This window comes from Sphingopyxis sp. SE2, from assembly GCF_032227185.1.
Taxonomy (GTDB): domain Bacteria; phylum Pseudomonadota; class Alphaproteobacteria; order Sphingomonadales; family Sphingomonadaceae; genus Sphingopyxis.
This window is the reverse complement of record NZ_JAPMXW010000001.1, coordinates 2,425,333-2,451,944: the sequence shown is the minus strand read 5'-3', so window position 1 is coordinate 2,451,944 and position 26,612 is coordinate 2,425,333. Positions and strand designations below refer to the sequence as shown.

Here is a 26,612-nt window from a genome sequence, read left to right as displayed (position 1 = left end):
ATGCGGCCAGATATTATGCGCAGCGCGCGTTACGGACTTTATGCGACGCTGCTGGCGCTGCCGCTTGCGGCGTGCGGCGTGTTCAAGGGCGACGGTCCGGCGAAGACCCCGACGGTCGGCGAGCGCGTGTCGATTCTGTCGAACGACAACAGCATCAAGGTCGATCCGGCCACCGCCGCGATGGCGGTCGTGCTGCCCGAGCCCGCGGTGAATGCGGCCTGGGCGCAGTCGGGCGGCAATGCCTCGAAATCGATGGGGCATCCGGCGCTGGGCGCGACGCGCGCGAAGCTGTGGGAAGCGAGCATCGCGGGAAGCACCAACAAACAGCGTCTCGCCTCGTCGCCGGTGATCGCCGACAACCGGCTGTTCGTCGTCGATACCGATGCCGTCGTTTCGGCCTTTGCCGCCGATACCGGCGCGAAGCTGTGGAGCGCGGCGATCGGCAGCACTGGCAAGGATTTCAAGGATTCGCTGTTCGGCGGCGGCGCGGCGGTCGACGGCAATGTCGTCTATGCGACGAGCGGCGTCGGCGACGTCGCGGCGCTCAACGCCGCCGACGGTTCGGTGATCTGGAAGGTGAAGCCAACCGGCCCGCTGCGCGGCGCGCCGACGATTGCCTTTGGCGGCGTCTATGTGATCAGCCAGGACAACCAGATTTACGCGCTCAACGCCGCCAATGGCGCGGTGCAGTGGCAGGCGACGGCATCGACCGAGGCCGGCAGCGTGTTCGGCGCGGCGTCGCCCGCCGCGGGGCAGGGGACGATCGTCGCCGGCTTCTCGTCGGGCGAAGTGCAGGCCTATCGTTACGAGAATGGCCGCGACCTGTGGGAAGACGCGCTCGCGCGCACCTCGATGGCGCTGTCGGTGTCGACGCTCACCGACGTCGATGCCGATCCGGTCATCGACCGCGGTCATGTCTTCGCGCTCGGCCAGGGCGGTCGCATGGCGAGCTATGAACTCGTCACCGGCCAGCGCAGCTGGGAAATCTCGATCGCGGGTATTTCGACCCCCTATGTGGTCGGCGAATGGGTCTATGCGATGACCGACGACGGCAAGCTGCTCTGCGTCGCGCGTTCGTCGGGCAAGGTCCGCTGGCTGCAGCAGCTCGCGCGTTTCCGCGTCGAAACCGAAAAGAAGAAGAAGGACCCGATCCGCTGGACGGGACCGATCCTGGCCGGCGGGCGGCTGATCGCGGTCAACAGCGAAGGGACGCTGGCCGAATATTCGCCCACCGATGGCTCGCTGCTCGGATCGACCGAATTCGATTCGTCGCTGTCGCAGTCGCCGGTCGTCGCGAACAACATCTTGTACGTCCTTGCGGACGACGGGACGATCACGGCCTGGCGCTGATAGAAACATCGCGCGGTTATTTATTCCGTATCCCCGAGCGAAGACGAGGGGCTATGCCGAGCGAAGTCGAGGCAGCAACGACGCAGGTTCTCGCTTCGCTCGAACGAGCCCCTCGTCTTCGCTCGGGGATACGGACCTGTTATCGCTTTATGCTTTGAAATGAGGACTGCCTGATGTCGCGACACGCGACGATCGCCATTGTCGGCCGGCCCAATGTCGGCAAATCGACGCTGTTCAACCGGCTCGTCGGCAAGCGTCTGGCGCTGGTCGACGACCAGCCGGGGGTGACGCGCGACCGGCGCGAGGGCGACGGCAAGCTGCTCGGGCTCGAATTCCGCATCGTCGACACCGCGGGCTTTGAGGATCAGGACGCGGCGACGCTACCCGGCCGGATGCGCGTCCAGACCGAAAAGGCGGTGCGCGAGGCCGATGCCGCGCTTTTCATGATCGACGGCCGCGCGGGCGTGACCCCGCTCGACGAGGAAATCGCGCGCTGGCTGCGCAGCGAGGACACGCCGATCATCCTTCTCGTCAACAAGGCGGAGGGGAAACAGGGCGAAAACGGCCTGATGGAGAGCTATTCGCTTGGCTTCGACAATCCGATCGCATTGAGCGCCGAACATGGCGAAGGCGTGGTCGATCTGTTTGATGCGCTCCGCCCGATCGTCGAGGGATATGGCGCCGAAGGGGCCGAAACCCTTCCGCTGGCGGACGGCGAAGAGGATGAGGACGCGCCGCTGGGCCCGATGAAGCTGGCGATCGTCGGCCGTCCGAATGCGGGCAAGTCGACGCTGATCAACCGCATGATCGGCGAAGACCGGCTGATTACGGGCCCCGAGGCCGGGATCACGCGCGATTCGATTCGCGTCGACTGGCAATGGGAAAAGGACGGCGAGGTCCACGAGATCCAGCTGTTCGACACCGCCGGCATGCGCAAGCGCGCGAAGGTCGTCGACAAGCTGGAGAAATTGTCGGTCGCCGATGCGCTGCACGCGGTCGATTTCGCCGAGGTGGTCGTGCTGTTGCTCGATGCGACGAAAGGGCTCGAGGCGCAGGATTTGCGCATCGCCGACAAGGTGCTGCAGGAAGGGCGCGCGCTGATCGTCGCGCTCAACAAATGGGATATCGCCGAAGACCCCTCGGCACTGTTCAACGGCGTCCGCACCGCGCTCGACGACGGGCTCAGCCAGGTCAAGGGCGTGCCCGTGCTCAGCATTTCGGGCGCGACGGGGAAGGGCATCGACACGCTGGTGCGCGTCGCGTTCGAGCAGCGCGAGATCTGGACGAACAGGGTATCGACCGCGCGGCTCAACCGCTGGTTCGAGGGCGCCGTCACGGCGAACCCGCCGCCGGCGCCGGGCGGCAAGCGGATCAAGCTGCGCTATATCACGCAGGCGCGGACGCGCCCGCCGACGTTCGTCGTGTTCGGCTCGCGCACCGACGCGCTGCCGGGAAGCTATGAACGCTATCTGGTCAACGGGATGCGCAAGGAGCTTGGGTTCCAGGGTGTGCCGGTGCGGCTCAACTTCCGCAATTCGCGCAATCCCTATGACGAGTGACGCATCGCCGGTGACGGTCGATGCGCGCGGGATGCGCTGCCCCTGGCCCGCACTGCGCCTCGCCCGCGCGATGCGCGACGCGCACGACGTGCTGCTGATCGCCGACGATCCGCAGGCGGGACGCGAAGTCGCCGCTTTGGCCGATGAACATGGCTGGCTGATCGAAGGCGATGCGGCTTCGGCCGACGCGGGGCGCTGGCGCGTGCGGCGCGGTTGATCCAAAACGGGGCGGCTTTGGCCGCGCGCGCGCCGTCATTGTAACGTCTTTTTTACCCAAATTGGGCATGGAACGGCCGGGACCACGGCCGAATATGAACACCAAGGGACGGAACATTGGACGAAATTCTGGTCGATTGGGATGAGTTCCGCGCGACGCGCACCCAGTTGGGCGCCGCTTTCGTACGGATTCTCGGCTATTTTCGTGAGGACGGCACCAAATCGGTCGCCGCCATCGAAGAGGCGATGCGCGCCCGCGACGCGCGCGGCCTTGTCATGCCCGCGCACACGCTGAAGAGCGAAGCGCGCCAGTTCGGCGGCGAGAAGCTCGGCGCGCTGGCCGAGGATATCGAGATGTTCGCGCGGGCCTGCGTCGAAAGCCAGACCAGTCCCGACGAATATCTGCCGCGCGTCGTCGACCTGCGCCGGCTGTTCGAAGAAACGCTGGCCGCGCTCGAGCGCGAAGCCAATCCGCTCGTCCAGCGCCGCCCGGCGGGCTTCGGCCGCGCCGTGAATTACTGATTCTGGCGGCACCGGCCCGCTCCCCCACCCGGCCTTCCCAACAATAGTAGCCTATGGGAGGCCCTTCGACGCCACGCGTCGTCTTCGGGCGGTGGGGGAGCGGGCCGGTGCCGCTTCCGGCGTCAGCCGGAGTGTATCTTCTTCATCGGCTGAACGCGCCATCGCGACAGGCTGCGCCACAGCCATTCGAGCGGCCCATATTGATAGCGTTCGAGCCATGGCTTCGACCACAGCAGCATCGCGGCCCACATGCCGAAGCAGAAAAGATAGAGCGGCAGACGGCCGAAGCTGCCGAAGAGGCCCAGCCCATAGCCGTAGAAGATCGTCGTCATGACGATCGAGGTGACGAGATAGTTGGTGAAGGCCATGCGCCCCGTCGCGGCGAAACGCGCGCGTACGGCGGCACTCGCCCGGGTCTGGATCAGCAGCATGATCAGCGCCGCCCAGCCGACGGTCATCAGCGTATCGAACGGAACCGACAGCGCGATCGTCGATCCGAAGATCGCCACCGCGTCATATCCCGCGTTCATCTGGTAAAGGGCAAGGCCCGCCAGCGGCGGAACGCCGACAAGAAAACAGATCAGCGCCCATTTGCGGTAGCGGGCGGCCTCCCATTCGCCGGTCAGCATGCGCGACTTGAACAGCGCCATGCCGATCAGCATCAGGCCGATCGTTTCCCAAGCGAACATGACGAGGAAAAAGAGCGGGTCGCCGGCCATCTCCCCCGTGCGGTGCGCGACGATGCCCGCATAGCTGCCGAGATAAAGCGCCATTTCCTTCGCATAGGCCGGGGTCGACGGACCCATGTCGGCGTTCATCTGAACGAGTGCCTCGCGCATTCCCGCCGCGGCCTCGGGCGGCAGGCTGCCTGCCTGCGCCATGGAGAGCATCGACCACAGGCTGGCGGGCAGGCCGATGCCGATCAGGAAGAAGGGGACCGACCAGAGCAGCAGCGCCTTCACCGAAAGATTGCGGAACAGGAAGAGCAGCAGCCCGCACATCGCATAGAGGAAGAGGATGTCGCCGAACCAGATCAGGTAGAAGTGGATGAGGCCGAAGATCGCGAGCCAGAACATGCGCGAATAATGCGCGCCCGCGGCGCTGCGGCCAGCCGCGGCGGCGCTGTCGATCACGAGCAGCGTGCTCGCCCCGAACAGCATCGAAAACATGCCGCGCATCTTCGAATCGATGAAGACGAAGTTGAAGAACCAGGTCGCAACATCGGCGCCGCCGGGCGGCCCGCCGGCGGCGGGGTTCGCATAGGCCGGAAAGGGCAGGGCGAAGGCGACGATATTCATCGCCAATATGCCCATCACCGCAACGCCGCGAATGGCGTCGAGGCTTTCGTAACGCGTTGCCGCCCCCTGTGCTTCCATGCCCCATTCCCCTTCGGCCGAGGGCCGACAGGTATCGCGCGGGGTGAAGAGCGTCGAGCGGTTTATTGACGTCGCCGGGCGGCGTTAAACCATTATTGACATCTATGTCAGTAATGCTATTCCAGCAGCATCACCTGATTCGAGCGAGAGCCGCCATGATCCCCACCATCTTCTCCCACCCCGACCGCCAGCCGCAGAAGTTCCGTCCGTTCAAGGCGTTCCAGCACTTCCGCAAGCTGATCAGGGACAAGGAAGATACCGAGCAGGTCTTCCACATCTTCGAAAATCTGCCGCGCAAGGGCTTCATGGACGATGCGCGCGCCTTTGTGACAAGCGATTTCGGCCGGAAGCTGATGGAACGCGAACCCTATCTGCCCGACCTGCTTGACGATCATGGCTGGATCGACGCGCTGCCCGAGGGCAGCGTCGGCCACGCCTATGTCACTTTCATGCGCCGCGAGGGACTGTCGGCCGCGGGCCTCGTCGCCGAGAGCGACAAGATGGGGCGCCCGCAATATGACGATCAGGTGCAATGGTATTCGAACCGCCTGCGCGACACGCACGACCTGTTCCACATCCTCACCGGCTATGGCCGCGACGCGCTCGGCGAACAGTGCGTGCTCGGCTTCACCTATGGCCAGACGGGCAATTACGGCAATTTCTTCATCGCCTATGCCGGCGGTTACGAAGTGAAGCGCAGCGTCAAGAGCAACGCCCCGGTGTTCGGCGCGATCCGCCAGGGCCAGCGCCACGGTCAGGCGGCAAAGGCGATCATCGAACAAGATATCCGCGCGCTGCTCGCCGAGCCGCTCGAAGCTGCGCGCGCGCGTCTCGGCATCGCCAAGCCGACGCTCTATGAGGAGGCGCACCGCGCGTACCGCAACCGCGGTATCGATCCCTATAACTTCCTCGCGGCGCAGGCCGCGGCGGCTTGATCCAGATCCTCCCCTTGGCGAAGCCATGGGGAGGGGGACCGCCCGCGAAGCGGGTGGGTGGAGGGGTTTTACCTTTCGGTACAGCGCCGCACGATGCTGTCCGCGACTGCGGTTGGATCGGCGAGGACATCCTTTGCGGGGATACGCAGCATTCTTATCCCTTGCGATTCGAGCCATTCGGCGCGGGCCTCATCGCGCTCCGGTCGATCGCTCATGTCGTGAGCAACACCATCGATCTCGATCCCGAGTCTCAATTCCAGCACGTAGAAATCGAGAACATATCGCCCGGTCGGGTGCTGGCGCCTGAACTTGATATAGCCGGGTTGCTTCCTCAGGATCTGCTATAGCAGCACTTCGGGCAGCGACATCTTGCGGCGTAACCGTCGGGCGCTCTTGTAGGCGTGATTGCTTGCCGGCACGCTTTGACCCCTCCACCACGCCCTTCGGGCGCGGTCCCCCTTCCCAACGCTTCGCGAAGGGGAGGATTGTGTCAATTGTTCGGCGGGGCGAATTGCACCATTGCGGAGCGATCGGTGCTATAGCTTCGCGATCAGCGCCTGTGCCGCCGCCGGATTGCGGACCTTCGCGCCGGCGATGAAGAAGATATAGACGTCGCGGTCGCCCTTGGCCCATTCGCGCGCCTGCTTTGCCCATTTGTCGAGCGCCCGATCGTCGTAACCCGTTTCGACGTCGTCCTGACTGCGCTGGAGCCGGGCATAGGTGAAGTCGGCGGTCTGTTCGTCGATGCAGGGGAATTCGTCGCTGTCGGCGAAGACGATCGCCATGTTTCGTTCGCGAGCCAAGTCGATGAAGGCCGGATCGCGGAAGCTTTCATGGCGCACCTCGATCGCGTGACGCAGCGGAAGGCCGTCCTGCGTGTCGGGCAGCAGGTCGAGGAAGCCCGCGAAATCGTCGCGGTCGAATTTCTTGGTCGCCATGAATTGCCAGTGGATCGGGCCGAGCCGGTCGCCGAGCTTGGTCAGCCCCTGCGTCAGGAATTTCTCGATCGAGGCGGCGCCTTCCTTCAGCACCTTGCGGTTGGTGGTGAAGCGTGACGCCTTGACGCTGAATTTGAAGCCGTCGGGGACGGCTTCGGCCCAATTGGCGAAGGTTTCGGGTTTCTGGCTGCCGTAATAGGTGCCGTTGATCTCGATGCCCGTCAGGTGTTGCCCGGCGTATTCGAGCTCGCGTTTTTGCGGGAGGCCGGCGGGGTAGAAGGGGCCGCGCCACGGTTCGAAGGTCCAGCCTCCGACGCCGATATGGATGCTCATGACTTCAACACCTCCGTCATCCCGGCGAAGGCCGGGATATCATCGTCGCGTTACACCGCACCGGCGAGATTCCGGCCTTCGCCGGAATGACGAGGTGGGTTGTTAAGCCAGCGCCGCGTCGGCTCCCATCAGGTTCGGGAAGAAGCCCTCATGCGCTTCGCGGAGTTCCGCCAGCGTCACCTGATGGTCGCTCTCGGGCAGTTCGAAGACGATGCGGTCCTTGATGGTGCGGCCGACCGGATCGACCGGCACGTCGGCGCGGCCCGCGGCGTCGAGGAAGTCGGCGAGGCAGGTGTCGCAGACGGTGACGAGATAGAGGCCCTGATCCTCGCCGAAGAAGCTTTCGGCCACGCCGAACGGCTGTTCTTCGCTGACCAGAACGCCGATGTTCGACTTGAGCGCCATTTCGGCGAGCGTCACCGCCATGCCGCCGTCGGAAACGTCGTGGCAGGCGGTGATCCAGCCAGCGTTGATCGCGCCGCGGATGAAGTCGCCGGTGCGCTTTTCGGCCTTGAGGTCGACCGGCGGGGGCGGGCCTTCTTCGCGGCCATGGATTTCGCGCAGCCAAACCGACTGGCCGAGGTGCCCGGCGCGTTCGCCGACCGCGAGGACGATGTCGCCGGTGCGCTTGAAGCCGATGCCGACCGCTTTGGCGAGGTCGTCGATCACGCCGACGCCGCCGATCGCGGGGGTGGGCAGGATCGCGCTGCCGCCGCCGGTCGCCTTGCTTTCGTTGTAGAGGCTGACGTTGCCCGACACGATCGGATAGTCGAGCGCGCGGCACGCCTGCGCCATGCCGTCGAGGCAGCCGGTGATCTGCCCCATGATTTCTGGACGCTGCGGATTGGCGAAGTTCAGGCAGTTGGTGATCGCGAGCGGGGTCGCGCCGACCGCGCTGATGTTGCGCCACGTCTCGGCGACCGCCTGCTTACCGCCCTCGACCGGGTCGGCGTAGCAATAGCGCGGGGTGCAGTCGGTCGACATCGCGAGCGCGCGGTCGGTGCCGTGGATGCGGACGAGCGCGGCGTCGCCCCCGGTCTGCACCGTGTCGGCGCCGACCTGGCTGTCATATTGTTCCCAGATCCAGCGGCGGCTGGCGATATCGGGGGTGCCCATCAGCGTCTTGAGGTCGGCGGCGACGTCCTTCGTCTCGGGGATGTCGGTCAGCTCGGCCTGCTTCGGCGTCGGAACGTGCGGCCGGTCGTAGAGCGGCGCGTCGTCGGCGAGCGGCGCGAGCGGGATGTCGCAGACGATCTCGCCATGATGTTCGAGCACCATACGGCCGGTGTCGGTGACGGTGCCGATCACGGCGAAGTCGAGTTCCCATTTGTGGAAGATCGCTTTCGCAAATTCTTCCTTGCCGGGCTTCAGGACCATCAGCATGCGTTCCTGCGATTCCGACAGCATCATCTCGTACGCCGTCATGCCGGTTTCGCGCTGCGGCACATCGTCCATCTTGAGGTGGAGGCCGACGCCGCCCTTCGACGCCATCTCGACCGACGACGAGGTGAGGCCCGCGGCGCCCATGTCCTGAATCGCGACGATCGCATCCGACGCCATCAGCTCAAGACACGCCTCGATCAGCAGCTTTTCGGTGAAGGGGTCGCCGACCTGTACGGTCGGGCGCTTTTCCTCGGCATCCTCGCCGAAGTCGGCGCTGGCCATGGTGGCGCCATGGATGCCGTCGCGGCCGGTCTTCGAGCCGACATAGACGATCGGATTGCCGACGCCCGATGCGGCCGAATAGAAGATCTTGTCATGTTCGGCGACGCCGACGGTCATCGCGTTGACGAGGATATTGCCGTCATAGGCCTTGTGGAAATTGACCTCGCCGCCGACGGTGGGGACGCCGACGCAATTGCCGTAACCGCCGATGCCGTGGACGACGCCCGAGATGAGATGCTTCATCTTCGGATGGTCGGGGCGGCCGAAACGTAGCGCGTTGAGATTGGCGACGGGGCGCGCGCCCATCGTGAAGACGTCGCGGAGGATGCCGCCGACCCCGGTCGCCGCACCCTGATAGGGTTCGATGTACGACGGGTGGTTGTGGCTCTCCATCTTGAAGATCGCGGCGAGCTTCTTGCCGTCCGGGCCTTCGCCGATGTCGATGACGCCGGCATTTTCGCCGGGACCGCAGATCACCCATGGGGCTTCGGTGGGCAGTTTCTTCAAATGGAGGCGCGAGCTTTTGTAGCTGCAATGCTCCGACCACATGACCGAGAAGATGCCGAGTTCGACGAGGTTCGGCTCGCGCCCGAGCGCGGTGAGGACCCGCTCATATTCTTCGGGCGAGAGGCCGTGTTCGGCGACGATCTCGGGAGTGATGACGGAGGCGGGCGCGGCTGCTGTCTGAGTCATGGCGCGCCTTTAGCCGCGCGCGGGCAAAACGAACAGACCCCATGATGCGAAAACATCATGGGGTCTGCGTCGGAGAGATCGGTCAGCGCGAGGCGAGGGTGGCGGGCTCGTTCTTGAGCGGTTCGACGTCGCGGAGCGCGAAGCTCACCTGCTGCGAGCCGACGGTGCCGCGGACGCGACGGGCGCCGACGCGGAGCGTGAACGGCTTGCCGGTGCGTTCCTCGAAGCCGCTGATCACGCGGGTGTCGCCCACCTTGGTGACGGTATAGCTGTAGGTCGAGCCTTCATGCTCGAAACGCTTGACCGCTTCGTCCTTGGCGAGCGCGGCGGTGGGTGCCAGCGCGATCAGGCCGAGGGCGGGGAGAATGAATTTTTTCATGGTGCAAGTCCTTGTCGGTTGAACAAAACTTGCCTTCGAGCCCCTCTCTTCTTGTGCGGTGCAACATGGCGGGCGAGGCGCGCGCCAGCAATTGCAAAAAACAGAAGCGTGATTGCGCTGAAGCGAAGGGGTCAGCGGGTAAGGCGCCGCCGGCCCGCTCCCGCCCAAGCCGCGGTACCGGCAAGCAGAGCATAAGCGAAGAGCATCGTCGCCGGGATGGCGGGCGAATAGACCGGCTCCTTCGGGCCGAACCAGTCGGTCGCCTGCGCAAAGGCGAGAAGTCCGGCGAGAATCCACAGCCGGCGATTGCCCGCGGAGGCTTCGGTGCTGCGGGCATAATAGAGGAAGGCGCCACCGATCAGCAGTATTTCCAGCGGCATCGCGACCATCGGATGATTCCAGAGTCCGAGGCCCAGCTTCGGCGGTGCACCATAGAGTGTCAGGTCGGGGATATGGACGAGAAGGTCGATCAACCAGTGCGAGACGACCACCAGCGCGGCGCCGATCGCAGCCTCGCGCCGCTTCGTGGCGAATTGGACCAGAAGGCCGAAGGCGACCGCCCATATCAGCGTGCCGAGCAGGCTGTGCGTATAGGGCATGTGGTGGAGGTCCATCGGGTTCATCGCGGCGATGCCGGGGACGATACGCATCGCTTCGATTCCCGGGATCAGCAGCAGCGCGAAGCCGATGTCGACAAGCTGCGCCGCGACGAACAGCGTTCCGAGCCCCGCCGCTCGTGGGCGGGCCGCGGCGACGAGCGCCGGGGCGAAATGGCCGATGAACATGGCGCGACGCTATAGGGCAAAATCACCACGTCAAGCTTGACCACATGGGGGCGAAGGGGCCAAAGCAGGGGCCATGACGGATACCCCCGACCCCGCTGTCGCTCCCGACATCGCCTCGCTGTCGTTCGAAGCCGCGATGGGCGAGCTCGAAACGATCGTGCGGCGGCTCGAAAGCGGCGACGTCAGCCTTGAGGAATCGGTCACGCTTTACGAGCGCGGCCATGCGCTGCGCGGCCATTGCGAAGCGCGGCTGGCGGCGGCGCAGGCGCGGATCGAGCAGGTCAGCCTGGGCGCCGATGGCCGGCCCACGGGAACCACCCCCTTCGGCGAAGGCTGATCCCCATGGCGCTTGCGGACGACCAGCTTTCGCGGGGCACGCAATTGCTGCTGTCGACCCAGGCCGAGGTCGTGGCGGGGATCGACCGGTTATTCGACCAGTTGCTGCCCGTGCCCGCCGATCCGCGCGGACCGCTCTATGAAGCGATGCGCCATGCAGCGATCGCGGGCGGCAAAAGGCTGCGGCCGCTACTCGTCCGCGCGGCGGGCGATCTTTTCCATGTCGATCGCGCGCTGACCTTGCGCGTCGGTGCGGCGGTCGAGGCGATGCACGTCTATTCGCTGATCCACGACGACCTGCCGTGCATGGACGACGACGACATGCGCCGCGGCAAGCCGACGGTGCACAAGGCGTTCGACGAGGCGACCGCGGTGCTTGCGGGCGATTCGCTCCACGCCCTCGCCTTCGAATGGCTGTGCGACCCGGTGACGAGCGCCGACCCCTTCGTGCGCGGCGAGCTGTGCTGCGAACTCGCGCGTGCCGCCGGGCCGGCGGGCATGGCGGGCGGGCAGATGATGGATCTCGCCGCCGAAACGTCGAACTTCGACCTGCCAACGGTGACGCGGCTCCAGCAATTGAAGACCGGCGCGCTGATCGCCTTTTCGGTCGAGGCGGGGGCGATCCTCGCGCGGATTCCTGCCGAGGGCCGTCGGCCGCTGCGCGGCTATGCGCGCGACATCGGACTCGCCTTCCAGATCGCCGACGACATCATGGACGTCGAGGGCGACGAGGCGCTCGCGGGCAAGGCGCTGCACAAGGACGAAGCGGCGGGCAAGGCGACCTTCGTGACGCTGATGGGGCTGGAGCGCGCGCGCGAACAGGCGACGTTGCTCGTCGATCAGGCGATCCAGCACCTCGCCGGCTTCGGCGAAGAGGCGGCGCTGCTGCGTGCGATCGCGCGCTATGTCGTGGAAAGGGACCGTTGATGCGGGTGGGGGTTTATCCGGGCACGTTCGATCCGATCACGCTCGGCCATATGGACATCATCCGCCGCGGCGCGAAGCTGGTCGACCGGCTGGTCATCGGGGTGACGACGAACATCACCAAATCGCCGATGTTCGACGATGACGAACGCATCGCGATGGTGAAAGCCGAGGTCGCGGCAATCGAGGGCGATATCCGCGTCGTCGGTTTCAACTCGCTGCTGATGGATTTTGCGACGCGCGAGGGTGCGAGCGTGATCGTGCGCGGGCTGCGCGCGGTCGCCGATTTCGAATATGAATATCAGATGGCGGGGATGAACCAGCAACTCAACGACCGGATCGAGACGATATTCCTGATGGCCGACGTCGGCTTGCAGCCGATCGCGTCGCGGCTCGTGAAAGAAATTGCGATCTTCGGCGGCGACATCCATAAATTCGTGACCCCCGCGGTGCGCGAGGCGGTTACCACGCGCATCGCCGAACGCGGCCTTCGCCAGGGCGAAGGGTGATACCATCCATTGAGCGTTCAGCTTTTTCCAGCTAGGGCGCGCCGGACGGGGCGCAATTCCGGAATGTTACACAAAGGCCGATCCAGCATGAAATCTTCCTTCCGCCCTTTGGTTTTGACGGCGATGGCGTTCGGTCTCGCGACGGCCGCCGTAGCGCAGGAAGCGCCGCCCGCACCCTCGCCGAACCCCGAAGGAAGCCAGCCGGTGCCGCCGGTGGAAACACCCGCTCCGGCGCCGGCCGAAACGCCCGCCCCCGCGTCCGAGGCGGCCGACGGGACGCCGGCGGCCGAAGCGCCCGCGGTCCCCGCAATGCCGCCCGAGCAATATATGGGCGTCCCCGAATATATGCTCAACCTCGACCTCTCGACGGGCGGGCGCGTGGTGATCCAGCTTTACCCCAACGTCGCGCCGAACCATGTCGAGCGCATCAAGCAGCTTGCGCGCGCGGGCTTTTACGACGGGATCAAGTTCCACCGCGTGATCGACGGATTCATGGCGCAGACGGGCGACCCGACCGCGACCGGGCAGGGCGGCTCGCAGCTTCCCGACCTCAAGGCCGAATTCAACCCGACCCCGCATTTGCGCGGTACCCTGTCGATGGCGCGCGCGCAGAGCGAGGACAGCGCGAACAGTCAGTTCTTCATCATGCTCCAGCCGCGCTTCTCGCTCGACCGCCGCTACACCGCCTTCGGCCGCGTCGTGTCCGGGATGCAATATATCGATGCGATTCATAAGGGCGAGCCGCCCGAAGTGATGTCGCGCATGGTCCAGGTTTCGGTCGCTGCCGACAACAAGCCGATGCCGCCGGCATCGATGCTGACCGAGACTGTGCCCGCGCCGGCCGTGGTGCCCACCGTGACGGCTGACGAGCTCAACGCCCCGATCAGCCAGTAATCCCGGGGAGGCGCGCGAACCATCATGCGCGTCGACGCCTTCGATTTCGAACTGCCCAGTGAGCGCATCGCGCTGCGCCCCGCACGCCCGCGCGATGCGGCGCGCATGCTCGTCGTCGATGGCGGGGACATCAGGGATGCCGGGGTGCGCGACCTGCCGGCGTGGCTTCGCCCCGGCGACTGCCTCGTCTTCAACGATACGCGCGTGATCCCTGCCCAGCTCGAGGGGCGTAGAGGCGACGCGAAAATCGGCGCCACGCTGCACAAGCGGATCGACCTCCGCCGCTGGCAGGCGTTCGTGCGCAACGCCAAGCGCCTGCGCGTGGGCGAGAGTGTCGATTTCGGATCGGGAGTCGAAGCGGTCGCCGAGGAAAGGCTGGCCGACGGCAGCTTCGTCCTTGCCTTCGCCGGCGACGAGCCGGTCGAGCTGCTGCTTGAACGTGCGGGCACGATGCCGCTGCCCCCCTATATCGCGGGCAAGCGCGCGACCGATGCCGACGACCGCAGCGACTATCAGACGATGTTCGCGCGCGAGGATGGCGCGGTCGCAGCGCCCACCGCCGCACTGCACTTCACACCGAAGCTGCTTGAAGCACTCGCGGCCGCCGGGATCGCGACCGAGACGCTGACCTTGCACGTCGGCGCGGGTACCTTCCTGCCGGTCAAGGCCGACGACACCGACGATCATGTCATGCACGCCGAATGGGGACGGATCGACGTCGACACCGCCGCGCGGCTGAACGCGGTGCGTGCGAAGGGCGGCCGCGTGATCGCGGTCGGCACCACCAGCCTGCGCCTGCTCGAAAGCGCGGCGCAGGATGACGGCACGATCGCACCCTTCGCGGGCGACACCGCGATCTTCATCACCCCGGGCTATCGCTTCAAGGCGATCGACGGGCTGATGACCAATTTCCACCTGCCGCGCTCGACCTTGTTCATGCTGGTCAGCGCGCTGATGGGATTGGACATAATGCAGGCGGCCTATGCGCACGCCATTGCACATGACTATCGTTTCTACAGCTATGGCGACGCGAGCCTGTTGCTGCCGCGTCAGAGCGACCGGTCCGCATAAACGGCCATCGCCTCGGCAATAAACTCCGGACATCCCGGCAATTCCGCATCGTCATAGGTACCCCGGAATTCCGGGTTCTCGACATAATGGCGTCCGAGGCCCTTGAATGCCGCGGCGTCGGGTGACCAGCTGTGCGAGACCCAGCGATAATGGCGGTCGGTCACCGCCTGCACCGCGTCGGACGCGGGATCGACGCCCTCGCGGAACAGGCGCTGGAAATCGGCGCGGATCGCCTCCATTTCCGCCTGAATCGCGGCCACCTGATCCTTGCTGAACGTCCGTGCCTTTGCCTGGGCGGCTGCGACAGCATCCTCGCCCCAAAATTCCTCGGCCTCGCGCTGCCAGCGGTCGCGCGTTTCGGGAGCGATGCCGGCGTAATAGTCGTTGTCGTTCATGTCCTCGTCCTTTTCCAATGATGCGATCGTGCGATCGATGGTGCGGATGAGGGTCCGGTAATGGCCGATCCGGCCTTCGAGCGCCGCGCGATGCTCATGCAGTGCGGCCAGCGGGTCGAAGGCCGGATCGTCGAGCACGGCGGCGATCTCTGCCAGCGGCAGGCCGAGCTCGCGGTAAAAGAGGATCTGCTGCAGCCGCAGCAATTCCTCCCTGCCGTAGTAGCGATAGCCGTTGGTGCCGACATGGCCGGGCTTCAGCAGGCCGATGGCATCATAATGATGCAGCGTCCTGACGCTGGTACCCGCTGCCTTCGCCACTTGCCGAACCGTCCGCATTCACCGTCTCCTCATCGCGGGACGGACCTATCGGGGATGACGCAGCGTGAGGGTCAAGCCTTTTTGCGCGCGCCTAATATTCGATCGTGATCCGGACCTTGCCGGGCTCTACGCCGGCCAGCATGGCAATTGCTTCGCGGCTCGTCTCGATCAGTTCATGCAGCCGGTTCGTCGTCACCGACGGTTCGGTCGAAGCGGCGGCGGGCGCTCCGGCAAGAAGCTCGCGTTCGGATACGCCAAACACGTCGGCGAGCGCGATCAGATTGCTGCGGCGCGGCATCGTCTTGCCGCTTTCCCATGCCCAGATGCTCGGCTTGCTGAAGCCCGTCCGGTTCGACAGCTCGACGCGGCTGAGACCGCGTTCCTGCCGCAACCGAAGCAGCCGGTCGGCCAGCAACTCGCTGTCCGCCGCGACGGTGGCGGGATCGACGTCCTGCGGAAGTGGATTGCGGAGCTGCGCGGCGCTGAGCGCGGCGCGCGAGATCGGCCGGTCGAAACGGCAACCGGCGAGCGCCTCGCTGCGCCACACGATGGTCGCCGTGCAGTCGGGCGTTTCAGGCAAACTCACCGCGATCCGCTGGCCAATCTCGAGATCGGAGGTGGTTTCGATCAGCATGCCGGTGGCCGACAAATTGTGAATGATGACGGTGGCGCCCTCATCGCCATCGAGCGACCCCGAGGTTTCCAGCCGCATGTGCATGCGCGCGGCGCCGCGCGCTCCGTCGGCGGCGTCCTTTTCCTGTTCGATCATCGCGTGAATGGGCATGGGCCAGCCCTATGCGGGGCAATCGGTTGTGGAGTGGTTAAGGGTGGGGGCACACTGTGGAGCCATGCGCTCGGGGATATGGCTCAGCAAGATCGATCCGCTGCACGCGAGCCGAAGCGTGCGCCGATTGCGACCGGTCAAGCGCCGTCTTTCCGCGGATTTCCGGCGATTTTCGATTTGCCGATCTGCTAAAAGTTAACCTATATCGAAATATTAAGTTAAGATTTTATAGCGCCTTGTCCCGATTTTGGACGCTGCTAGGCTCGGGATCGCTGGCGCGCGGGTGCAATTAACCCTCGACAGCCGCCAAAATTCAGTATTTCCTTAGAAATTGAAGGGCATCGACATCCGGCCGATTTTCCATCGGCCCAATTTTATGGGTGTGAACCTAACTTAACCTCTGTATTAAGTTTTTCTTAACGGAAGGGGGGTGAGTCGGGTCGTGACTCTCCTGGGCATCGGGGGATGCCTCAAGGTCATCCGCAGTGCGGGACCGGAAACCGTTTGGTTTTTGGGGGATTGAGTCATGAGGTTCATGCTCTTTGCGCTCGCCGCGGCGGCTGTCGTCGTGCCTGCGAACGCGAAAGAAATCCAGAACGTCCGATCGCTCGACATCGCGGTCAGCGGCGCCATCCGCCAGCATTGCGCGATGGGCAGCATCCAGGACATGGATTTCGGCAATCTGGAACGCCGCGGCCTCGGCATCGAAACGCGCGTCGCGTTCGATTGCAACGTCCCCTTCACGATGACGATCAAGGGCGCTCGCGGTGGCCTGACCCACACGACGATGCCGAACGGACAGGGCCCGTACAGCGGTGTCCTTCCCTATAATCTGGCCGTCGAAATGCCGGTGCGACTGCCGTCGCAGCAGGTGGTGAGCCGGTCCTTCAACAGCCGTCAGCTTTTGGCGGGCGGCGTCATTTCCAGCAACGGAGGCATCGCCACCGACGGTATGCGCCTGGCGGTCGAACTCGGCGAGCCTTCGGGCGAAGCCGGGCTGCTCGCCGGCGAATATTCGGAGACGATCACGATCACCGTTTCCCCGATTTAGCGAATTCGTCCGCGGGCGAACCGCGGACGGTAGCCGGAAGAGTAGGCACCGCTGCTCTCCCGGTCTCCGACCAGACCGGTGCAGGTATTAGGCCGCGATCGGCAAATGCGCCGGGGCGGTATAATAGAGGGAAGAAGATTATGAAGAAGATCCTTAGCGGCACCGTCGCCGCCATCGCGCTTATCGCGACGCCGGCCGTCGCGCAGACCAGCGAACTTCACTATGCGGGTGGCGTGGTTTCGCCGCTGACCAACCCGTCGGGTTTCGGCGGCGCGATCGCCGCTGGTTTGAACGAAATCGGCATTCTGGCCGGCGTCGGCACGCGCTACACTGCTTTCGCTGACGCTCCGAGCGACAGCGAAACCGCGACCCCGACGGTCAACGTCGTGTTCACGCTGAGCGGCACCGTCAACCGCGACTGCTCGTTCTATGCCGGCAACAACTCGAACGCCCGCAACATCGACTTCGGTGTCATCGGCGTTCGCACCGGCAACAACGAGAACGTCAATTCGGCGTTCGAAATGGTCGGCCCGGCTGTTGCCGCGATCGACACGCTGACCGCTGGTTGCAACACCAACAATGTCGTCGAAATCAACAAGAACGACATCCGTGGTCTCGTGAACGCGAACCCGGGCGGTTATGACACCGACGAGTTCCAGGCGAACATTCCGTACGCAGTGACCGCTTCGTGGACCGGCGTTGCGCTGAACGCGCAGACCACCGGCACGCCGCAGTCGCTCAACGTTCCGACCACCGGCAACGCTGGCCAGAAGCAGCAGGGCGCCTGGCGTTCGAACATGGACATCGACATTGTCGCTCCGGCCGTGACGAACAAGGGCCTGGTCGCTGGTTCGTATACCGGCACGACCACGCTGACGCTTCGCGCTCTCTAAGCGTAGCTGAACAGGGAAAGGGGAAAGAGCGATCTTTCCCCTTTCTTTATGGTTTGATGCGATTATGTCCGCGGATCGGGACAGGGGGATGGGGATCATGACCGCTTTGGCGACGATGAGGCGTCATGCGCGCGCGCTGTTGGCTGCGTTTGCGGCGCTGGCATTGATTGTCACCCCGGCGCTGGCGATGCGCGTGTCGCCGATGGTCGTCGAAATGGAATCGCGCGGCACCAACGCGGTGGCGCGGATCGAAGTCCAGAACATCAACCCCGGCAATCTGGCGTTCCAGACGCGCGTTTTCCGAATGGAAATCGACAAGGACGGGAATATCGTCGAAACCCCCGCCGACCAGGATTTCCTGGTTTTTCCGCCGCAGGGCGTGCTGCCGGCCGGCGGCCGTCAGGTCGTCCGCCTGCAATGGGTCGGCGGCGCGGAATTGGCGGCATCGCAGGCCTATTATGTTTCGGTCGAGCAATTGCCGGTCGCCTTCGAACCCGGCGCTGCCGACGCGATCGGGGCACAGGTGCAGGTGCTCTACAACATGCGCGCGCTGGTGGTCGTGGCGCCCCCCGGGGCGAAACCCGACGTGAAGGCGACCACGGTCAAGCAGGTGATGTATCAGCCCCCCGCGCCGCCGGGATCGAAGGAACTGCCGCCGATGCAGGACGGGGTGGAAATCACCCTGCGCAACGACGGCCGCCGCCATGCGATGATGTCCAATTTCGGCTGGCAGCTCGAAGGCACGGACACCGACGGCAAATGGCTACGCGTCGACATCTCGCCCGAAGAACTCAATCAGGCGGTCGGTACCGGCTATGTGCCCGCCCAGGGTGAGCGCGTCTTCCGCGTCCCCGTTCCCGGTTTCGGCCCCGGCCCGATCAAGCTTTCGTTCAAACAGTGAAAGCCCGATTGACCCTGTGCTCGGTTGCGCTGTCGGCGCTGTGCGCAAGCACCGCCGCTGCGCAGGTGTCGATCCCCTTGCCGCAGGGCCCGCGGCCTTCGCCGCCCGCGCAAGACCCGGGCGCGCCCACGACCATTCCGTTGCCGGGCGCGCCGATCCCGCCGATCCCGACCCCGACACCGGTGATGCCTCAGCTTCCGATCGGGGCTCATGGTCGTCCGGATATCAATCCCTACGACCGCGACATCGAAATGACGGTGCCGCTGACATTCCAGAGCAGCAGCCTGGGCGATATCCCGATGCTGCTCACCGCCGACGACCGCTTTCTGCTCGAATCGGCGACCTTTCTGCGATTGATGCAGCCGGTGCTGAACGAAGAGGCGCATGCGGAGCTGTCCTCGCACCTCGTATCGCTGCCCAATTTCGGCCCCGACGATCTCGGCAAGACCGGGGTTCAGCTGACGTACGACCCCAGCACGTTGGCGGTGGTCGTGGTCGAGGTGTCGGCCGAACGGCGCGCGATCAAGGATATTTTCGCGCCGCCGCGCGAAGATGCGAACGATGTGACGTTGCAGCCCGCGGGGTTTTCGGCGTTCCTGAACCTCAGCGCGATCCAGAGCTATTTGTGGGAGGGCGACCAGGCCGATCCGCCGACGATCAACTTCGACGGAGCCGTGCGGCTCGGCCGCTTCGTTTTCGAGGGCGACGCGCAGCTGGGGCAACAGTTCGGCGTGAGCGGGGACAGCTATAAATTCACGCGCAACTATGCGCGCCTCGTCTATGACGAGCCCGAGGATTTCCGGCGCTGGTATCTCGGCGATCTCGACCCCGAAATTCGCGGCCAGCAATCCTTCGTCGAAATGGGCGGGATCGGCGTGCTGCGCCAGCGCCGCCGCTTCAACAGTTTCCGCTCGGCGATCCTGCAGGCCAATCGCCAGCTTGTGCTGCAACGCGAATCGACCGTCCGTTTCATGCGCAACGGATCGCTCTATCGCGAGGTCCGGCTGCAGCCCGGCCGTTACGATTTCAGTTCGCTGCCGCTGATCGCGGGCAGCAACGATGTCGATATTCAGGTCACCGACAACAGCGGCGCGGTGCAGAACCTGTCGTATCAGCAATATCTCGACCCGATCGATCTCGATCCCGGCGATTATGAATATGGCGCCTTTTTCGGTCCGACCAGCCGGACGTTCGGCGGCGCGCCCGACTATCGCGGGCCCGTGGCTTTTTCCGGATTCTTTCGGAAGGCCTTTTTCAATCGCCCGGCGATCGGCGTCGGTCTTCAGGCGAGCAAGGATGTCCAGACGCTGACAGGGCAGACCCAGTTCGTCCTTCCCAACGGCGGCCGCCTGCTGCTCGATGCCGGCGGCAGCAATTCGAAAACGGCCGGAACGGGTTTCGCCGGCGGGGTCAGCTACGAACATTTCATCGATCGCGACGGACTGTCCGACAGTTTCACGCTGCGCGCCGATTATCTGTCGCCCCGCTTTGCCAATCTGGGCAACATCGACGGGATCAACACGACCTCGGCAACGGTGACCGGACAATATTCGCGGCAGCTTTCCATGCGCCTGACTGCGACGGCATCGGCCTCCTATCTCAAGGGGCGCGGCGACGTCGGCGACAGCTATCGCGTCGCGGCGACGGGCTTTTATCGGATCGACCGGCGCTGGACGATCCGCGCGGGCGTCGATTACGCCAAATTCCCGTCGGCCTTCTCGCGCGGGAACGGGGTCAGTTTCAACGTCGGCGTCGTGTTCCAGCCCGACTATCGCCGCCGGGCCGAGGCACGGTACGAGAGCCGCGACAATCTCGGCGAGCTTTCCTACAACCAGAGCGGTCTGAACCAACTCAACAGCGTCGGCTTTGGCGGGGTCGTCACGCGCGACGACAACAGCGCACGCGCTCTCGGCTATGCGACCTATTCCGCCAATCGTTTCGATGCGTCGATCAGCCACGCGACGTTCGGGCCCAATCTGTCGGACGTCGCCGACCTCAATGTCACGACGGTTCGTGTCGGCACTTCGCTTGCCTTTGCCGACGGGAGCTTCGGCATCGGGCGGCGGATCAACGACAGTTTCATGCTGCTGTCGCCGCACAAGAACCTTGGCAAGCGCAGCGTGGTCGCGGGCCAGTCGCTGGCCGAGAATAATTATATCAGCAAGAGCGGCCCGCTTGGCGCGGCGGTCAACAACTTCCTCGGTTCCTACGCCACCCAGTCGGTACAATATGACGTCGAGGATCCGCCGACGGGTTATGACACCGGTCCGGGCGTGTTCCGCGTCCACCCGCCGTACAAGAGCGGCTATGCGGCGCGTATCGGAACCGACGCGTTCGCGAGCGCGATGGGCACGTTGATCCTTGCCCCCGACAAGCCGGTGTCGCTGATCGGCGGGCGTGTGACGATGCTCGATGTCAAGGACGGCGAAAGCCCCAAGCCAATCCCCTTCTTCACCAATTCGATCGGACGCTTCGCGATTACCAACCTGCTGCCCGGCCGCCGTTATCTTGTCGAAACCTATGGCCCCAATGGTACAATCGACCGGAGCTTCGAATTCACGGTTCCGGCGGACACCGATGGCCTGTTGAACCTCGGTACGGTTCGTCCCGGTACGAAAAATTAGGAGGCACTATGCTGCGCCCAATCCTGTTCCTCGCTGCGACAGCGCTGACGATGCCACTCCATGCGCAAGCACCGACGCCGGGCGCCGCTGTTCCCGGTGCCGAATGTCTTGTTCGGATCAACGCGACGCCGCAAAGCTGGTTGATTCAGGGATATGACCCGTTTGACGGAGCCATTCCCGAGGGGACGTTCGGGATCACTTTCGTAAATGAGGGCACGGGCGAATGTCGTTTCTCGCCGGTGTTCGAACTCGTCCAGCCGCCGTTCGGCCTGTCGAAGGGCAGCGGAAAGCGGATCGGCTACGCGCTGCTCAACCTGACCGATACGCAGGATGTGACGCCGCGCGCGGGGCGGACGCAGCGCAATCCGTCGCAACGGATGCTGACGCTGGGGGCCAGCGGGTCGCGCACCTTGTTGTACAAGCTCGTCGCCGACGCCGACGATGTGAAGGATTCGGGTATTTTTACCCAGGATGTGACGATCGAGGCGCAGGACGACAGCTTCCGTTCGCTTGGCGGCGCCCAGCTCGTCCTCGGCATCAATGTCCTGCCCTCTGCGCGGATCGGCCTTGCCGGCGCCTACACGATGAGCGACGGACATGCGGTGGTCGACCTTGGCGAACTGCGCCCCGGCGTTGCGCCGGTGCCGCTCCAGCTTCGCGTCTCCAGCACCGGTTCCTATGACCTCAACGTCACCTCGGCCAATTCGGGCCGTCTGCGGCTCGGTTCGAGTGACTGGTATGTGCCGTACAGCCTTGCGATTGGCGGCAACTCGGTCAATCTGACGGGGGTGCGCACGATATCCGGGCAGGCGAATGGCGGGCTGCGCCGCGAAGCGTTGCCGATCCAGTTCCTGATCGGCGATACCTCGGATCGGCGCGCCGGGGTGTATAGCGATGTCATCTCGATCTCGGTGACCGCGCGCTGACGCGGCCTGCTTCGCACGGCCTCCATTGTCAATTTTCTGACGCCCCTTAACTGAATGTTAGATTCGCGAGCCTAGATAATCATCCAAAGCTTCGGCCAACCGGCGGAAAGGTTACGGATGATCAGGAAAGTCTCGCTCGGCCTTGCGAGTGTCGTGCTCGTTGCGGCGCCGACGACCGCCATGGCGGCGTCGTTCGGTTTCAACCTCCGCCTGACGGTCGCGGTGCAGTGCAACGTGCAGCATCAGGCGACGGGTTTCGGCGTCGTCAGCGGCGACGCCGTGTCGCTCGGAACCTTCCGCGAATATTGCAACGCGCCGGCCGGCTATGATCTGGTGATCAATTACGCGCCGGGCTCGCTGGAAGGCACCCGGATCATCGCGGGAAGCGACGAGATCATTCTCAACGGTTCGGGCCAGGCCGTGCTCAGCCGCGCGACGGGGCCGCGGGTCAGGGAGCGGCCGATCGCGGCGATCCCCGGCGAACAGGGTTTCGACACCGATCGTTTCGAATTGCGGATCATTCCGACCTGACGCCGGTGCGTCCCGAATTATCGAAGCTATTACGCGAGCCTGGTCGCCGCGCTGCCGGCTAGATCTCGATAGTCAGCTTGATATTGTCGGGTGCGACGCCTGCGGCCTTCGCAATCTGCTCCTTTGCCCGGGCGACCAGATCGCGCAGGCTTTTGGTCTCTTCCAGCCCGAGAAGCTCGTGAATTTCGACGCCGAGCTCATTCGCCAGCACTTCCACCCGACCGGCCTTGGGCCGGGCCTTGTCGAGTTCCCACGCCGAGATTGACGGTTCGCTGACGCCCAGCCGCGCGGCAAGCTGCCCCTGCGTCAAACCCTTTGCGGTGCGCAACCGCAGCAGGCGGGTTCCAAAACTCTCGCCGGACGATGCCGGCCGATTTTCGGCCGCATCAGGTTCGGATTCGACGGTAACGCTGCGGAGTTGCGCGGCGCTCAGCGTCGCAGGCGAAATCGGCATTTCGAACTGGCATCCGGCAAGGCGGCCGCTGGTCCAGATGACCTTCGTCGCCATTTTGCCGCTGTGCGGCAAATTGACCTCGATCACCTCGCCGATTTCCAGTTGCGCGCCGCTTTCGACCAGCATTCCCGTCGCCGAAATATTATGGACCAGCGCCTCGATCTCGGCGCCCGTCGCCTTCGACCCGTGCAGCGGCAGTCGCAGTTGCCGGCGGGCTGCCCGGCCCTTGCCCGCGGATCGCGGAACTTCGTTCAGATAGACGGTCATTGCCATGGGCAATCCATCGCGAGACCGATATTAACATTTGGCTTCGCAGGAAGGTTAACGGGACGGATTGCGCGAAAGTCACCGGGGCGCGAGAGGAAGGTGCGATCACCCTCAAATTCCTTCGATGTTTCGCTTTGGGGCAGACCCTGGGATATTTACTCTATCGCAATCTGTTGCCGCGCATAGCGGCGGGGCAGTGGGGATCAGATAAAGAGTTTGTTGGATGGACGTGCCATCGCGGATCGATTCCGGCGACCGGGGACAGGAGGATACCGACGAAGCCCAGCGAGGCTTTTTCGGTAAGCTCGGCTCCCGCATCGGCAAACAGCGCGGCGAGGCCGCAGCGAATCTGCACACGCACGACGCGCTCCTGCTGCTCCGCAATTACGAAGAAAGCGGCCAGGGCTGGTTCTGGTCGACCGATGCCAAGGGGCGGCTGACCTATATCACCGATTCGGTGGCGCGGTTGATGGGACGAACCGGCGGCGCGCTGTTCGGCACCGCCTTCACCGATCTGTTCCTTCCCGTCGACAGCCAGGGCGAACGCCAGCGCACCTTGCCCTTCCTGCTGACCAAACAGTCGAAATTCCATGAACTGCCGCTGCGCAGCGCGTTCGAAGGCGACGATCGCTGGTGGGCGATCTCGGGCCGGCCGCAGTTCGACGCTGGGGGCAAATTCACGGGTTATCGGGGAAGCGGCACCGACATCACCGAACAGCGCCGCTCGGCCGAAGACGCGTCGCGGCTCGCGCTCTATGACTCGCTGACGGGTCTCGCCAACCGCTTCAACATCTCGAAAAAGCTCGACGCCACCCTGGCCGCGTTCGCGCAGCAGCAACGCTCGTGCGCGATCATGCTGATCGACCTCGACCGGTTCAAGCAGGTCAACGACACACTCGGCCATCCGGCGGGCGACGCGCTGCTGAAACAGGTCGCCGAAAGACTGCTCAAGATCGTCGGCGACCGCGAAATGGTCAGCCGGCTTGGCGGCGACGAATTCCAGATCATCCTCCCCGATATCGAGGATCGCGGCAAATTGGGCGAGCTGGCGACCGACATCATCGCCAGCCTGTCGCAGCCCTATTCGGTCGAGGGCAGCCGCTGCATCATCGGCGCCTCGGTCGGCGTCGCGATCGCGCCCTTCGACGGACAGGGCAGCGACGACCTCGTCCGCAACGCCGATCTCGCGCTTTATGCGGCAAAGGGCAACGGGCGCGGCCGTTTCGCTTTCTATTCGAGCGACTTGCATCAGGCGGCCGAACAGCGCCGTGTGCTCGAAGAGGATCTGCGAGACGCGTTGGCGCGCGGCGAAATGGAGCTGTGCTACCAGCCCGTCGTCCAGTCGAAGTCGAACATGGTGACGGGGGTCGAGGCGCTCATTCGCTGGACGCATCCCGAACGCGGGCCGATCTCGCCCGCGCTGTTCATCCCGATCGCCGAGGAAGCCAATATGATCTGGCAACTCGGCGGATGGGTGCTGCGCAAGGCCTGCGAGGACGCATCGCGCTGGCCCGGAGAGATGCGCGTCGCGGTCAATGTGTCGCCGATCCAGTTCGCGAACCCCGACCTGCCGAAAGTCGTCGCGGGCGCCCTTGCCGCGACGGGGCTTGCGCCCGACCGCCTCGAGCTCGAGATCACCGAAAGCGTCTTTCTGGGCGATTCGGCTGAGACGAACCGGATGTTCAAGGCGCTGAAGGAACTCGGCGTCCGCCTCGCGCTCGACGATTTCGGCACCGGCTATTCTTCGCTCGGCTATCTGCAATCGGCGCCGTTCGACAAGATCAAGATCGACCAGAGCTTCGTGCGCGACGCCACCGTGCCCGGATCGCGCAATGGCGCGATCATCGCCGCGATCGTCGCGCTGGCCGAGGCGCTCGAGATGGAAACGACCGCCGAGGGGATCGAATCGCTCGACCAGCTCGACCTGATCCGGGGGCTCCACGTCAGCCATGTTCAGGGCTATATCTATAGCAAGCCCGTGCCGCAGGCCGAACTGATGGAGCATGCCGAGGCGGGATCGTGGATGATCAAGCCGTCGGGTCCGGCGCGCCAGCGCAACGACCGTGTCTCGCTGTTCCGCAAGGTCGCCGCGATTCACGACAATCACCGCTACGCCGTCGTTATCCGCAACCTGTCGACCACCGGCGCCTTGATCGAGGGCATATTGGACGTGCCGGTCGGTACGCGCTTCGTGATCGATTTCGGCGAGGGACAACTCGTCACCGCGACCGTCCGCCGCTCCGCAAAGCATCAGCAGGGCATCGAATTCGAACAGACAATGGTCAGCGACGGCAATGGCGGGCTGTGCACGCGCCACCGCGTCTCGCCTTATCTGATCGCCGCGGCGGCGCAGCAGACGAGCGGACTGGCGCTGCCCACCTTCACGACGACGGGCGACTGGAAAGCGGCCTGACGGGAACCGGTCGCAGTCTGCCCCGTTTTGTCTTCGACCCAGATGGACGGAGACATATATGACCGAGACCAAGATCTTCGCGCGGCTGAAGGCCGATCACGACCGCCATCGCGAACTGCTCGACCGCATCGACGCGACGCATGGCGACAGCGACGAGCGGCGCGAGCTGTTCGAGGCCTTCCGCGTCGAAGTGACCGCGCATGCCGCGTCCGAGGAAATGTCGCTCTATGCCACGATGCTCGCGAACCCCGACCTGCGCGACGAAGCGCAGCACAGCGTCGCCGAACATAAGGAGATCGAGGATTTCCTGACCGAATTATACGAGATGGATTTTTCGTCGAGCGGCTGGCTGACGCGCTTCCGCACGATGAAGGACCGCTATCTCCACCATATCGACGAGGAAGAGGAGGACATGTTCCCGGCGGCCGAAAAGGAGCTTTCGGACGAGCGGAAGAAGGAGTTGATCCGGATTTTCGAGAAGGAGAAGCCGAAGGAAAAGGCGAAGGCGGCCGCCGAAGAGCCGTCGAGCGAAGAGGTGCGGGAGTAGAGCGGCGGGCAAAATCTGATGCG

Annotated in this window: 27 protein-coding genes; 18 read left to right on the top strand and 9 right to left on the bottom strand. The window is 64.5% G+C overall.

Annotated features, from left to right (window positions below):
• The 4 genes from OVY29_RS11605 (at position 1) to OVY29_RS11590 (ending at position 3,647) form a co-directional block, all read left to right on the top strand.
• On the top strand, positions 1-1,350 hold the full coding sequence (locus tag OVY29_RS11605; protein ID WP_037555977.1) for a PQQ-binding-like beta-propeller repeat protein: 1,350 nt from the start codon (positions 1-3) through the stop codon (positions 1,348-1,350).
• 173 nt (positions 1,351-1,523) lie between these two features.
• Positions 1,524-2,909 carry a ribosome biogenesis GTPase Der gene (der, locus tag OVY29_RS11600; protein WP_313911440.1) on the top strand — a complete coding sequence of 462 codons (1,386 nt, stop codon included), beginning with the start codon at positions 1,524-1,526 and terminating at the stop codon, positions 2,907-2,909.
• The gene (locus OVY29_RS11595; protein WP_037555979.1) at positions 2,899-3,126 is read left to right on the top strand and encodes a sulfurtransferase TusA family protein; all 228 of its coding nucleotides are present in this window, start codon (positions 2,899-2,901) and stop codon (positions 3,124-3,126) included. Before der ends, OVY29_RS11595 begins: the two co-directional genes overlap by 11 nt.
• Before the next feature lie 116 nt (positions 3,127-3,242).
• Positions 3,243-3,647, top strand: a complete 405-nt coding sequence (locus OVY29_RS11590) for an Hpt domain-containing protein (protein ID WP_200880192.1) — start codon at positions 3,243-3,245, stop codon at positions 3,645-3,647.
• Positions 3,648-3,769: 122 nt separating this feature from the next.
• On the opposite strand, the gene OVY29_RS11585 is transcribed toward OVY29_RS11590, so the two are convergent.
• Positions 3,770-5,023, bottom strand: a complete 1,254-nt coding sequence (locus OVY29_RS11585; RefSeq protein WP_037555981.1) for a DUF418 domain-containing protein — start codon at positions 5,021-5,023, stop codon at positions 3,770-3,772.
• A 155-nt stretch (positions 5,024-5,178) separates the two neighbouring features.
• Between OVY29_RS11585 and OVY29_RS11580 the strand changes: the two genes are divergently transcribed.
• Positions 5,179-5,958 carry a Coq4 family protein gene (locus OVY29_RS11580; RefSeq protein WP_037555983.1) on the top strand — a complete coding sequence of 260 codons (780 nt, stop codon included), beginning with the start codon at positions 5,179-5,181 and terminating at the stop codon, positions 5,956-5,958.
• 68 nt (positions 5,959-6,026) lie between these two features.
• Here OVY29_RS11580 and OVY29_RS11575 read toward each other — a convergent pair whose 3' ends face one another.
• The 5 genes from OVY29_RS11575 to OVY29_RS11555 form a co-directional block, all read right to left on the bottom strand.
• Entirely contained in the window at positions 6,027-6,221 is a 195-nt protein-coding gene (locus OVY29_RS11575) for an endonuclease domain-containing protein (RefSeq protein WP_235211543.1), read from the bottom strand.
• Between the two features lie 273 nt (positions 6,222-6,494).
• A complete protein-coding gene (locus OVY29_RS11570; protein WP_037555984.1) occupies positions 6,495-7,229 on the bottom strand; it encodes a DUF72 domain-containing protein in 735 nt (244 codons plus the stop codon).
• A gap of 102 nt (positions 7,230-7,331) precedes the next feature.
• Positions 7,332-9,587, bottom strand: a complete 2,256-nt coding sequence (gene purL / locus OVY29_RS11565) for a phosphoribosylformylglycinamidine synthase subunit PurL (RefSeq protein WP_313911439.1) — start codon at positions 9,585-9,587, stop codon at positions 7,332-7,334.
• 82 nt (positions 9,588-9,669) lie between these two features.
• Positions 9,670-9,966: a hypothetical protein gene (locus OVY29_RS11560; protein WP_037555987.1), complete on the bottom strand. Its 297-nt coding sequence runs from the start codon at positions 9,964-9,966 to the stop codon at positions 9,670-9,672.
• Positions 9,967-10,097: 131 nt separating this feature from the next.
• Entirely contained in the window at positions 10,098-10,751 is a 654-nt protein-coding gene (locus tag OVY29_RS11555; protein ID WP_037555990.1) for a hypothetical protein, read from the bottom strand.
• A 73-nt stretch (positions 10,752-10,824) separates the two neighbouring features.
• Here OVY29_RS11555 and OVY29_RS11550 point away from each other — a divergent pair, with 73 nt between their 5' ends.
• The 5 genes from OVY29_RS11550 (at position 10,825) to queA (ending at position 14,485) form a co-directional block, all read left to right on the top strand.
• On the top strand, positions 10,825-11,088 hold the full coding sequence (locus tag OVY29_RS11550) for an exodeoxyribonuclease VII small subunit (RefSeq protein ID WP_037555991.1): 264 nt from the start codon (positions 10,825-10,827) through the stop codon (positions 11,086-11,088).
• A 5-nt stretch (positions 11,089-11,093) separates the two neighbouring features.
• Entirely contained in the window at positions 11,094-12,014 is a 921-nt protein-coding gene (locus OVY29_RS11545; protein ID WP_081933112.1) for a polyprenyl synthetase family protein, read from the top strand.
• Positions 12,014-12,520 carry a pantetheine-phosphate adenylyltransferase gene (gene coaD, locus OVY29_RS11540; protein ID WP_037555993.1) on the top strand — a complete coding sequence of 169 codons (507 nt, stop codon included), beginning with the start codon at positions 12,014-12,016 and terminating at the stop codon, positions 12,518-12,520. The genes OVY29_RS11545 and coaD overlap by 1 nt, the downstream gene beginning before the upstream one ends.
• A gap of 87 nt (positions 12,521-12,607) precedes the next feature.
• Positions 12,608-13,414: a peptidylprolyl isomerase gene (locus tag OVY29_RS11535; protein WP_037555994.1), complete on the top strand. Its 807-nt coding sequence runs from the start codon at positions 12,608-12,610 to the stop codon at positions 13,412-13,414.
• Positions 13,415-13,438: 24 nt separating this feature from the next.
• Positions 13,439-14,485 carry a tRNA preQ1(34) S-adenosylmethionine ribosyltransferase-isomerase QueA gene (queA, locus tag OVY29_RS11530; RefSeq protein WP_313911438.1) on the top strand — a complete coding sequence of 349 codons (1,047 nt, stop codon included), beginning with the start codon at positions 13,439-13,441 and terminating at the stop codon, positions 14,483-14,485.
• Here the strand turns inward: queA and OVY29_RS11525 are convergent.
• Positions 14,464-15,216 carry a MerR family transcriptional regulator gene (locus OVY29_RS11525; protein ID WP_313911437.1) on the bottom strand — a complete coding sequence of 251 codons (753 nt, stop codon included), beginning with the start codon at positions 15,214-15,216 and terminating at the stop codon, positions 14,464-14,466. The two genes, queA and OVY29_RS11525, sit on opposite strands and share 22 nt — an antisense overlap.
• A gap of 73 nt (positions 15,217-15,289) precedes the next feature.
• Entirely contained in the window at positions 15,290-15,982 is a 693-nt protein-coding gene (locus OVY29_RS11520; protein ID WP_037555997.1) for a helix-turn-helix domain-containing protein, read from the bottom strand.
• 526 nt (positions 15,983-16,508) lie between these two features.
• Here OVY29_RS11520 and OVY29_RS11515 point away from each other — a divergent pair.
• The 6 genes from OVY29_RS11515 to OVY29_RS11490 all read left to right on the top strand — a co-directional run bounded on the left by OVY29_RS11515 (position 16,509) and on the right by OVY29_RS11490 (position 22,908).
• Entirely contained in the window at positions 16,509-17,033 is a 525-nt protein-coding gene (locus OVY29_RS11515; RefSeq protein ID WP_037555998.1) for a hypothetical protein, read from the top strand.
• A 140-nt stretch (positions 17,034-17,173) separates the two neighbouring features.
• Complete coding sequence (locus OVY29_RS11510; protein WP_313911436.1) at positions 17,174-17,926, top strand: hypothetical protein; 753 nt, start codon at positions 17,174-17,176, stop codon at positions 17,924-17,926.
• Between the two features lie 97 nt (positions 17,927-18,023).
• Complete coding sequence (locus OVY29_RS11505; RefSeq protein WP_313911435.1) at positions 18,024-18,827, top strand: molecular chaperone; 804 nt, start codon at positions 18,024-18,026, stop codon at positions 18,825-18,827.
• 8 nt (positions 18,828-18,835) lie between these two features.
• The gene (locus OVY29_RS11500) at positions 18,836-21,451 is read left to right on the top strand and encodes a hypothetical protein (protein ID WP_313911434.1); all 2,616 of its coding nucleotides are present in this window, start codon (positions 18,836-18,838) and stop codon (positions 21,449-21,451) included.
• 8 nt (positions 21,452-21,459) lie between these two features.
• The gene (locus OVY29_RS11495; RefSeq protein WP_313911433.1) at positions 21,460-22,377 is read left to right on the top strand and encodes a hypothetical protein; all 918 of its coding nucleotides are present in this window, start codon (positions 21,460-21,462) and stop codon (positions 22,375-22,377) included.
• 117 nt (positions 22,378-22,494) lie between these two features.
• Positions 22,495-22,908, top strand: a complete 414-nt coding sequence (locus OVY29_RS11490) for a hypothetical protein (protein ID WP_313911432.1) — start codon at positions 22,495-22,497, stop codon at positions 22,906-22,908.
• Positions 22,909-22,966: 58 nt separating this feature from the next.
• On the opposite strand, the gene OVY29_RS11485 is transcribed toward OVY29_RS11490, so the two are convergent.
• Entirely contained in the window at positions 22,967-23,635 is a 669-nt protein-coding gene (locus OVY29_RS11485) for a helix-turn-helix domain-containing protein (RefSeq protein ID WP_037556002.1), read from the bottom strand.
• 217 nt (positions 23,636-23,852) lie between these two features.
• Here OVY29_RS11485 and OVY29_RS11480 point away from each other — a divergent pair, with 217 nt between their 5' ends.
• Together OVY29_RS11480 and OVY29_RS11475 are read left to right on the top strand one after the other, a co-directional pair.
• A complete protein-coding gene (locus tag OVY29_RS11480) occupies positions 23,853-26,042 on the top strand; it encodes an EAL domain-containing protein (RefSeq protein ID WP_037556003.1) in 2,190 nt (729 codons plus the stop codon).
• Between the two features lie 58 nt (positions 26,043-26,100).
• Entirely contained in the window at positions 26,101-26,589 is a 489-nt protein-coding gene (locus OVY29_RS11475; RefSeq protein ID WP_313911431.1) for a hemerythrin domain-containing protein, read from the top strand.
• Positions 26,590-26,612: the final 23 nt, after the last annotated feature.

Excerpts from the sequence above, each read along its gene's own strand:
- OVY29_RS11475 (WP_313911431.1), top strand. The coding sequence starts at position 26,101 with ATGACCGAGACCAAGATCTTCGCGCGGCTGAAGGCCGATCACGACCGC.
- OVY29_RS11515 (WP_037555998.1), top strand. The coding sequence starts at position 16,509 with ATGAGGTTCATGCTCTTTGCGCTCGCCGCGGCGGCTGTCGTCGTGCCT.
- OVY29_RS11585 (WP_037555981.1), bottom strand. The coding sequence starts at position 5,023 with ATGGAAGCACAGGGGGCGGCAACGCGTTACGAAAGCCTCGACGCCATT.
- coaD (WP_037555993.1), top strand. The coding sequence starts at position 12,014 with ATGCGGGTGGGGGTTTATCCGGGCACGTTCGATCCGATCACGCTCGGC.
- OVY29_RS11605 (WP_037555977.1), top strand. The coding sequence starts at position 1 with ATGCGGCCAGATATTATGCGCAGCGCGCGTTACGGACTTTATGCGACG.
- OVY29_RS11520 (WP_037555997.1), bottom strand. The coding sequence starts at position 15,982 with ATGCCCATTCACGCGATGATCGAACAGGAAAAGGACGCCGCCGACGGA.
- OVY29_RS11505 (WP_313911435.1), top strand. The coding sequence starts at position 18,024 with ATGACCGCTTTGGCGACGATGAGGCGTCATGCGCGCGCGCTGTTGGCT.
- OVY29_RS11595 (WP_037555979.1), top strand. The coding sequence starts at position 2,899 with ATGACGAGTGACGCATCGCCGGTGACGGTCGATGCGCGCGGGATGCGC.
- OVY29_RS11495 (WP_313911433.1), top strand. The coding sequence starts at position 21,460 with ATGCTGCGCCCAATCCTGTTCCTCGCTGCGACAGCGCTGACGATGCCA.
- OVY29_RS11580 (WP_037555983.1), top strand. The coding sequence starts at position 5,179 with ATGATCCCCACCATCTTCTCCCACCCCGACCGCCAGCCGCAGAAGTTC.
- OVY29_RS11510 (WP_313911436.1), top strand. The coding sequence starts at position 17,174 with ATGAAGAAGATCCTTAGCGGCACCGTCGCCGCCATCGCGCTTATCGCG.
- OVY29_RS11550 (WP_037555991.1), top strand. The coding sequence starts at position 10,825 with ATGACGGATACCCCCGACCCCGCTGTCGCTCCCGACATCGCCTCGCTG.
- purL (WP_313911439.1), bottom strand. The coding sequence starts at position 9,587 with ATGACTCAGACAGCAGCCGCGCCCGCCTCCGTCATCACTCCCGAGATC.
- OVY29_RS11490 (WP_313911432.1), top strand. The coding sequence starts at position 22,495 with ATGATCAGGAAAGTCTCGCTCGGCCTTGCGAGTGTCGTGCTCGTTGCG.
- OVY29_RS11560 (WP_037555987.1), bottom strand. The coding sequence starts at position 9,966 with ATGAAAAAATTCATTCTCCCCGCCCTCGGCCTGATCGCGCTGGCACCC.
- OVY29_RS11480 (WP_037556003.1), top strand. The coding sequence starts at position 23,853 with ATGGACGTGCCATCGCGGATCGATTCCGGCGACCGGGGACAGGAGGAT.
- OVY29_RS11570 (WP_037555984.1), bottom strand. The coding sequence starts at position 7,229 with ATGAGCATCCATATCGGCGTCGGAGGCTGGACCTTCGAACCGTGGCGC.
- OVY29_RS11485 (WP_037556002.1), bottom strand. The coding sequence starts at position 23,635 with ATGGCAATGACCGTCTATCTGAACGAAGTTCCGCGATCCGCGGGCAAG.
- OVY29_RS11525 (WP_313911437.1), bottom strand. The coding sequence starts at position 15,216 with ATGCGGACGGTTCGGCAAGTGGCGAAGGCAGCGGGTACCAGCGTCAGG.
- OVY29_RS11555 (WP_037555990.1), bottom strand. The coding sequence starts at position 10,751 with ATGTTCATCGGCCATTTCGCCCCGGCGCTCGTCGCCGCGGCCCGCCCA.
- OVY29_RS11545 (WP_081933112.1), top strand. The coding sequence starts at position 11,094 with ATGGCGCTTGCGGACGACCAGCTTTCGCGGGGCACGCAATTGCTGCTG.
- OVY29_RS11535 (WP_037555994.1), top strand. The coding sequence starts at position 12,608 with ATGAAATCTTCCTTCCGCCCTTTGGTTTTGACGGCGATGGCGTTCGGT.
- der (WP_313911440.1), top strand. The coding sequence starts at position 1,524 with ATGTCGCGACACGCGACGATCGCCATTGTCGGCCGGCCCAATGTCGGC.
- queA (WP_313911438.1), top strand. The coding sequence starts at position 13,439 with ATGCGCGTCGACGCCTTCGATTTCGAACTGCCCAGTGAGCGCATCGCG.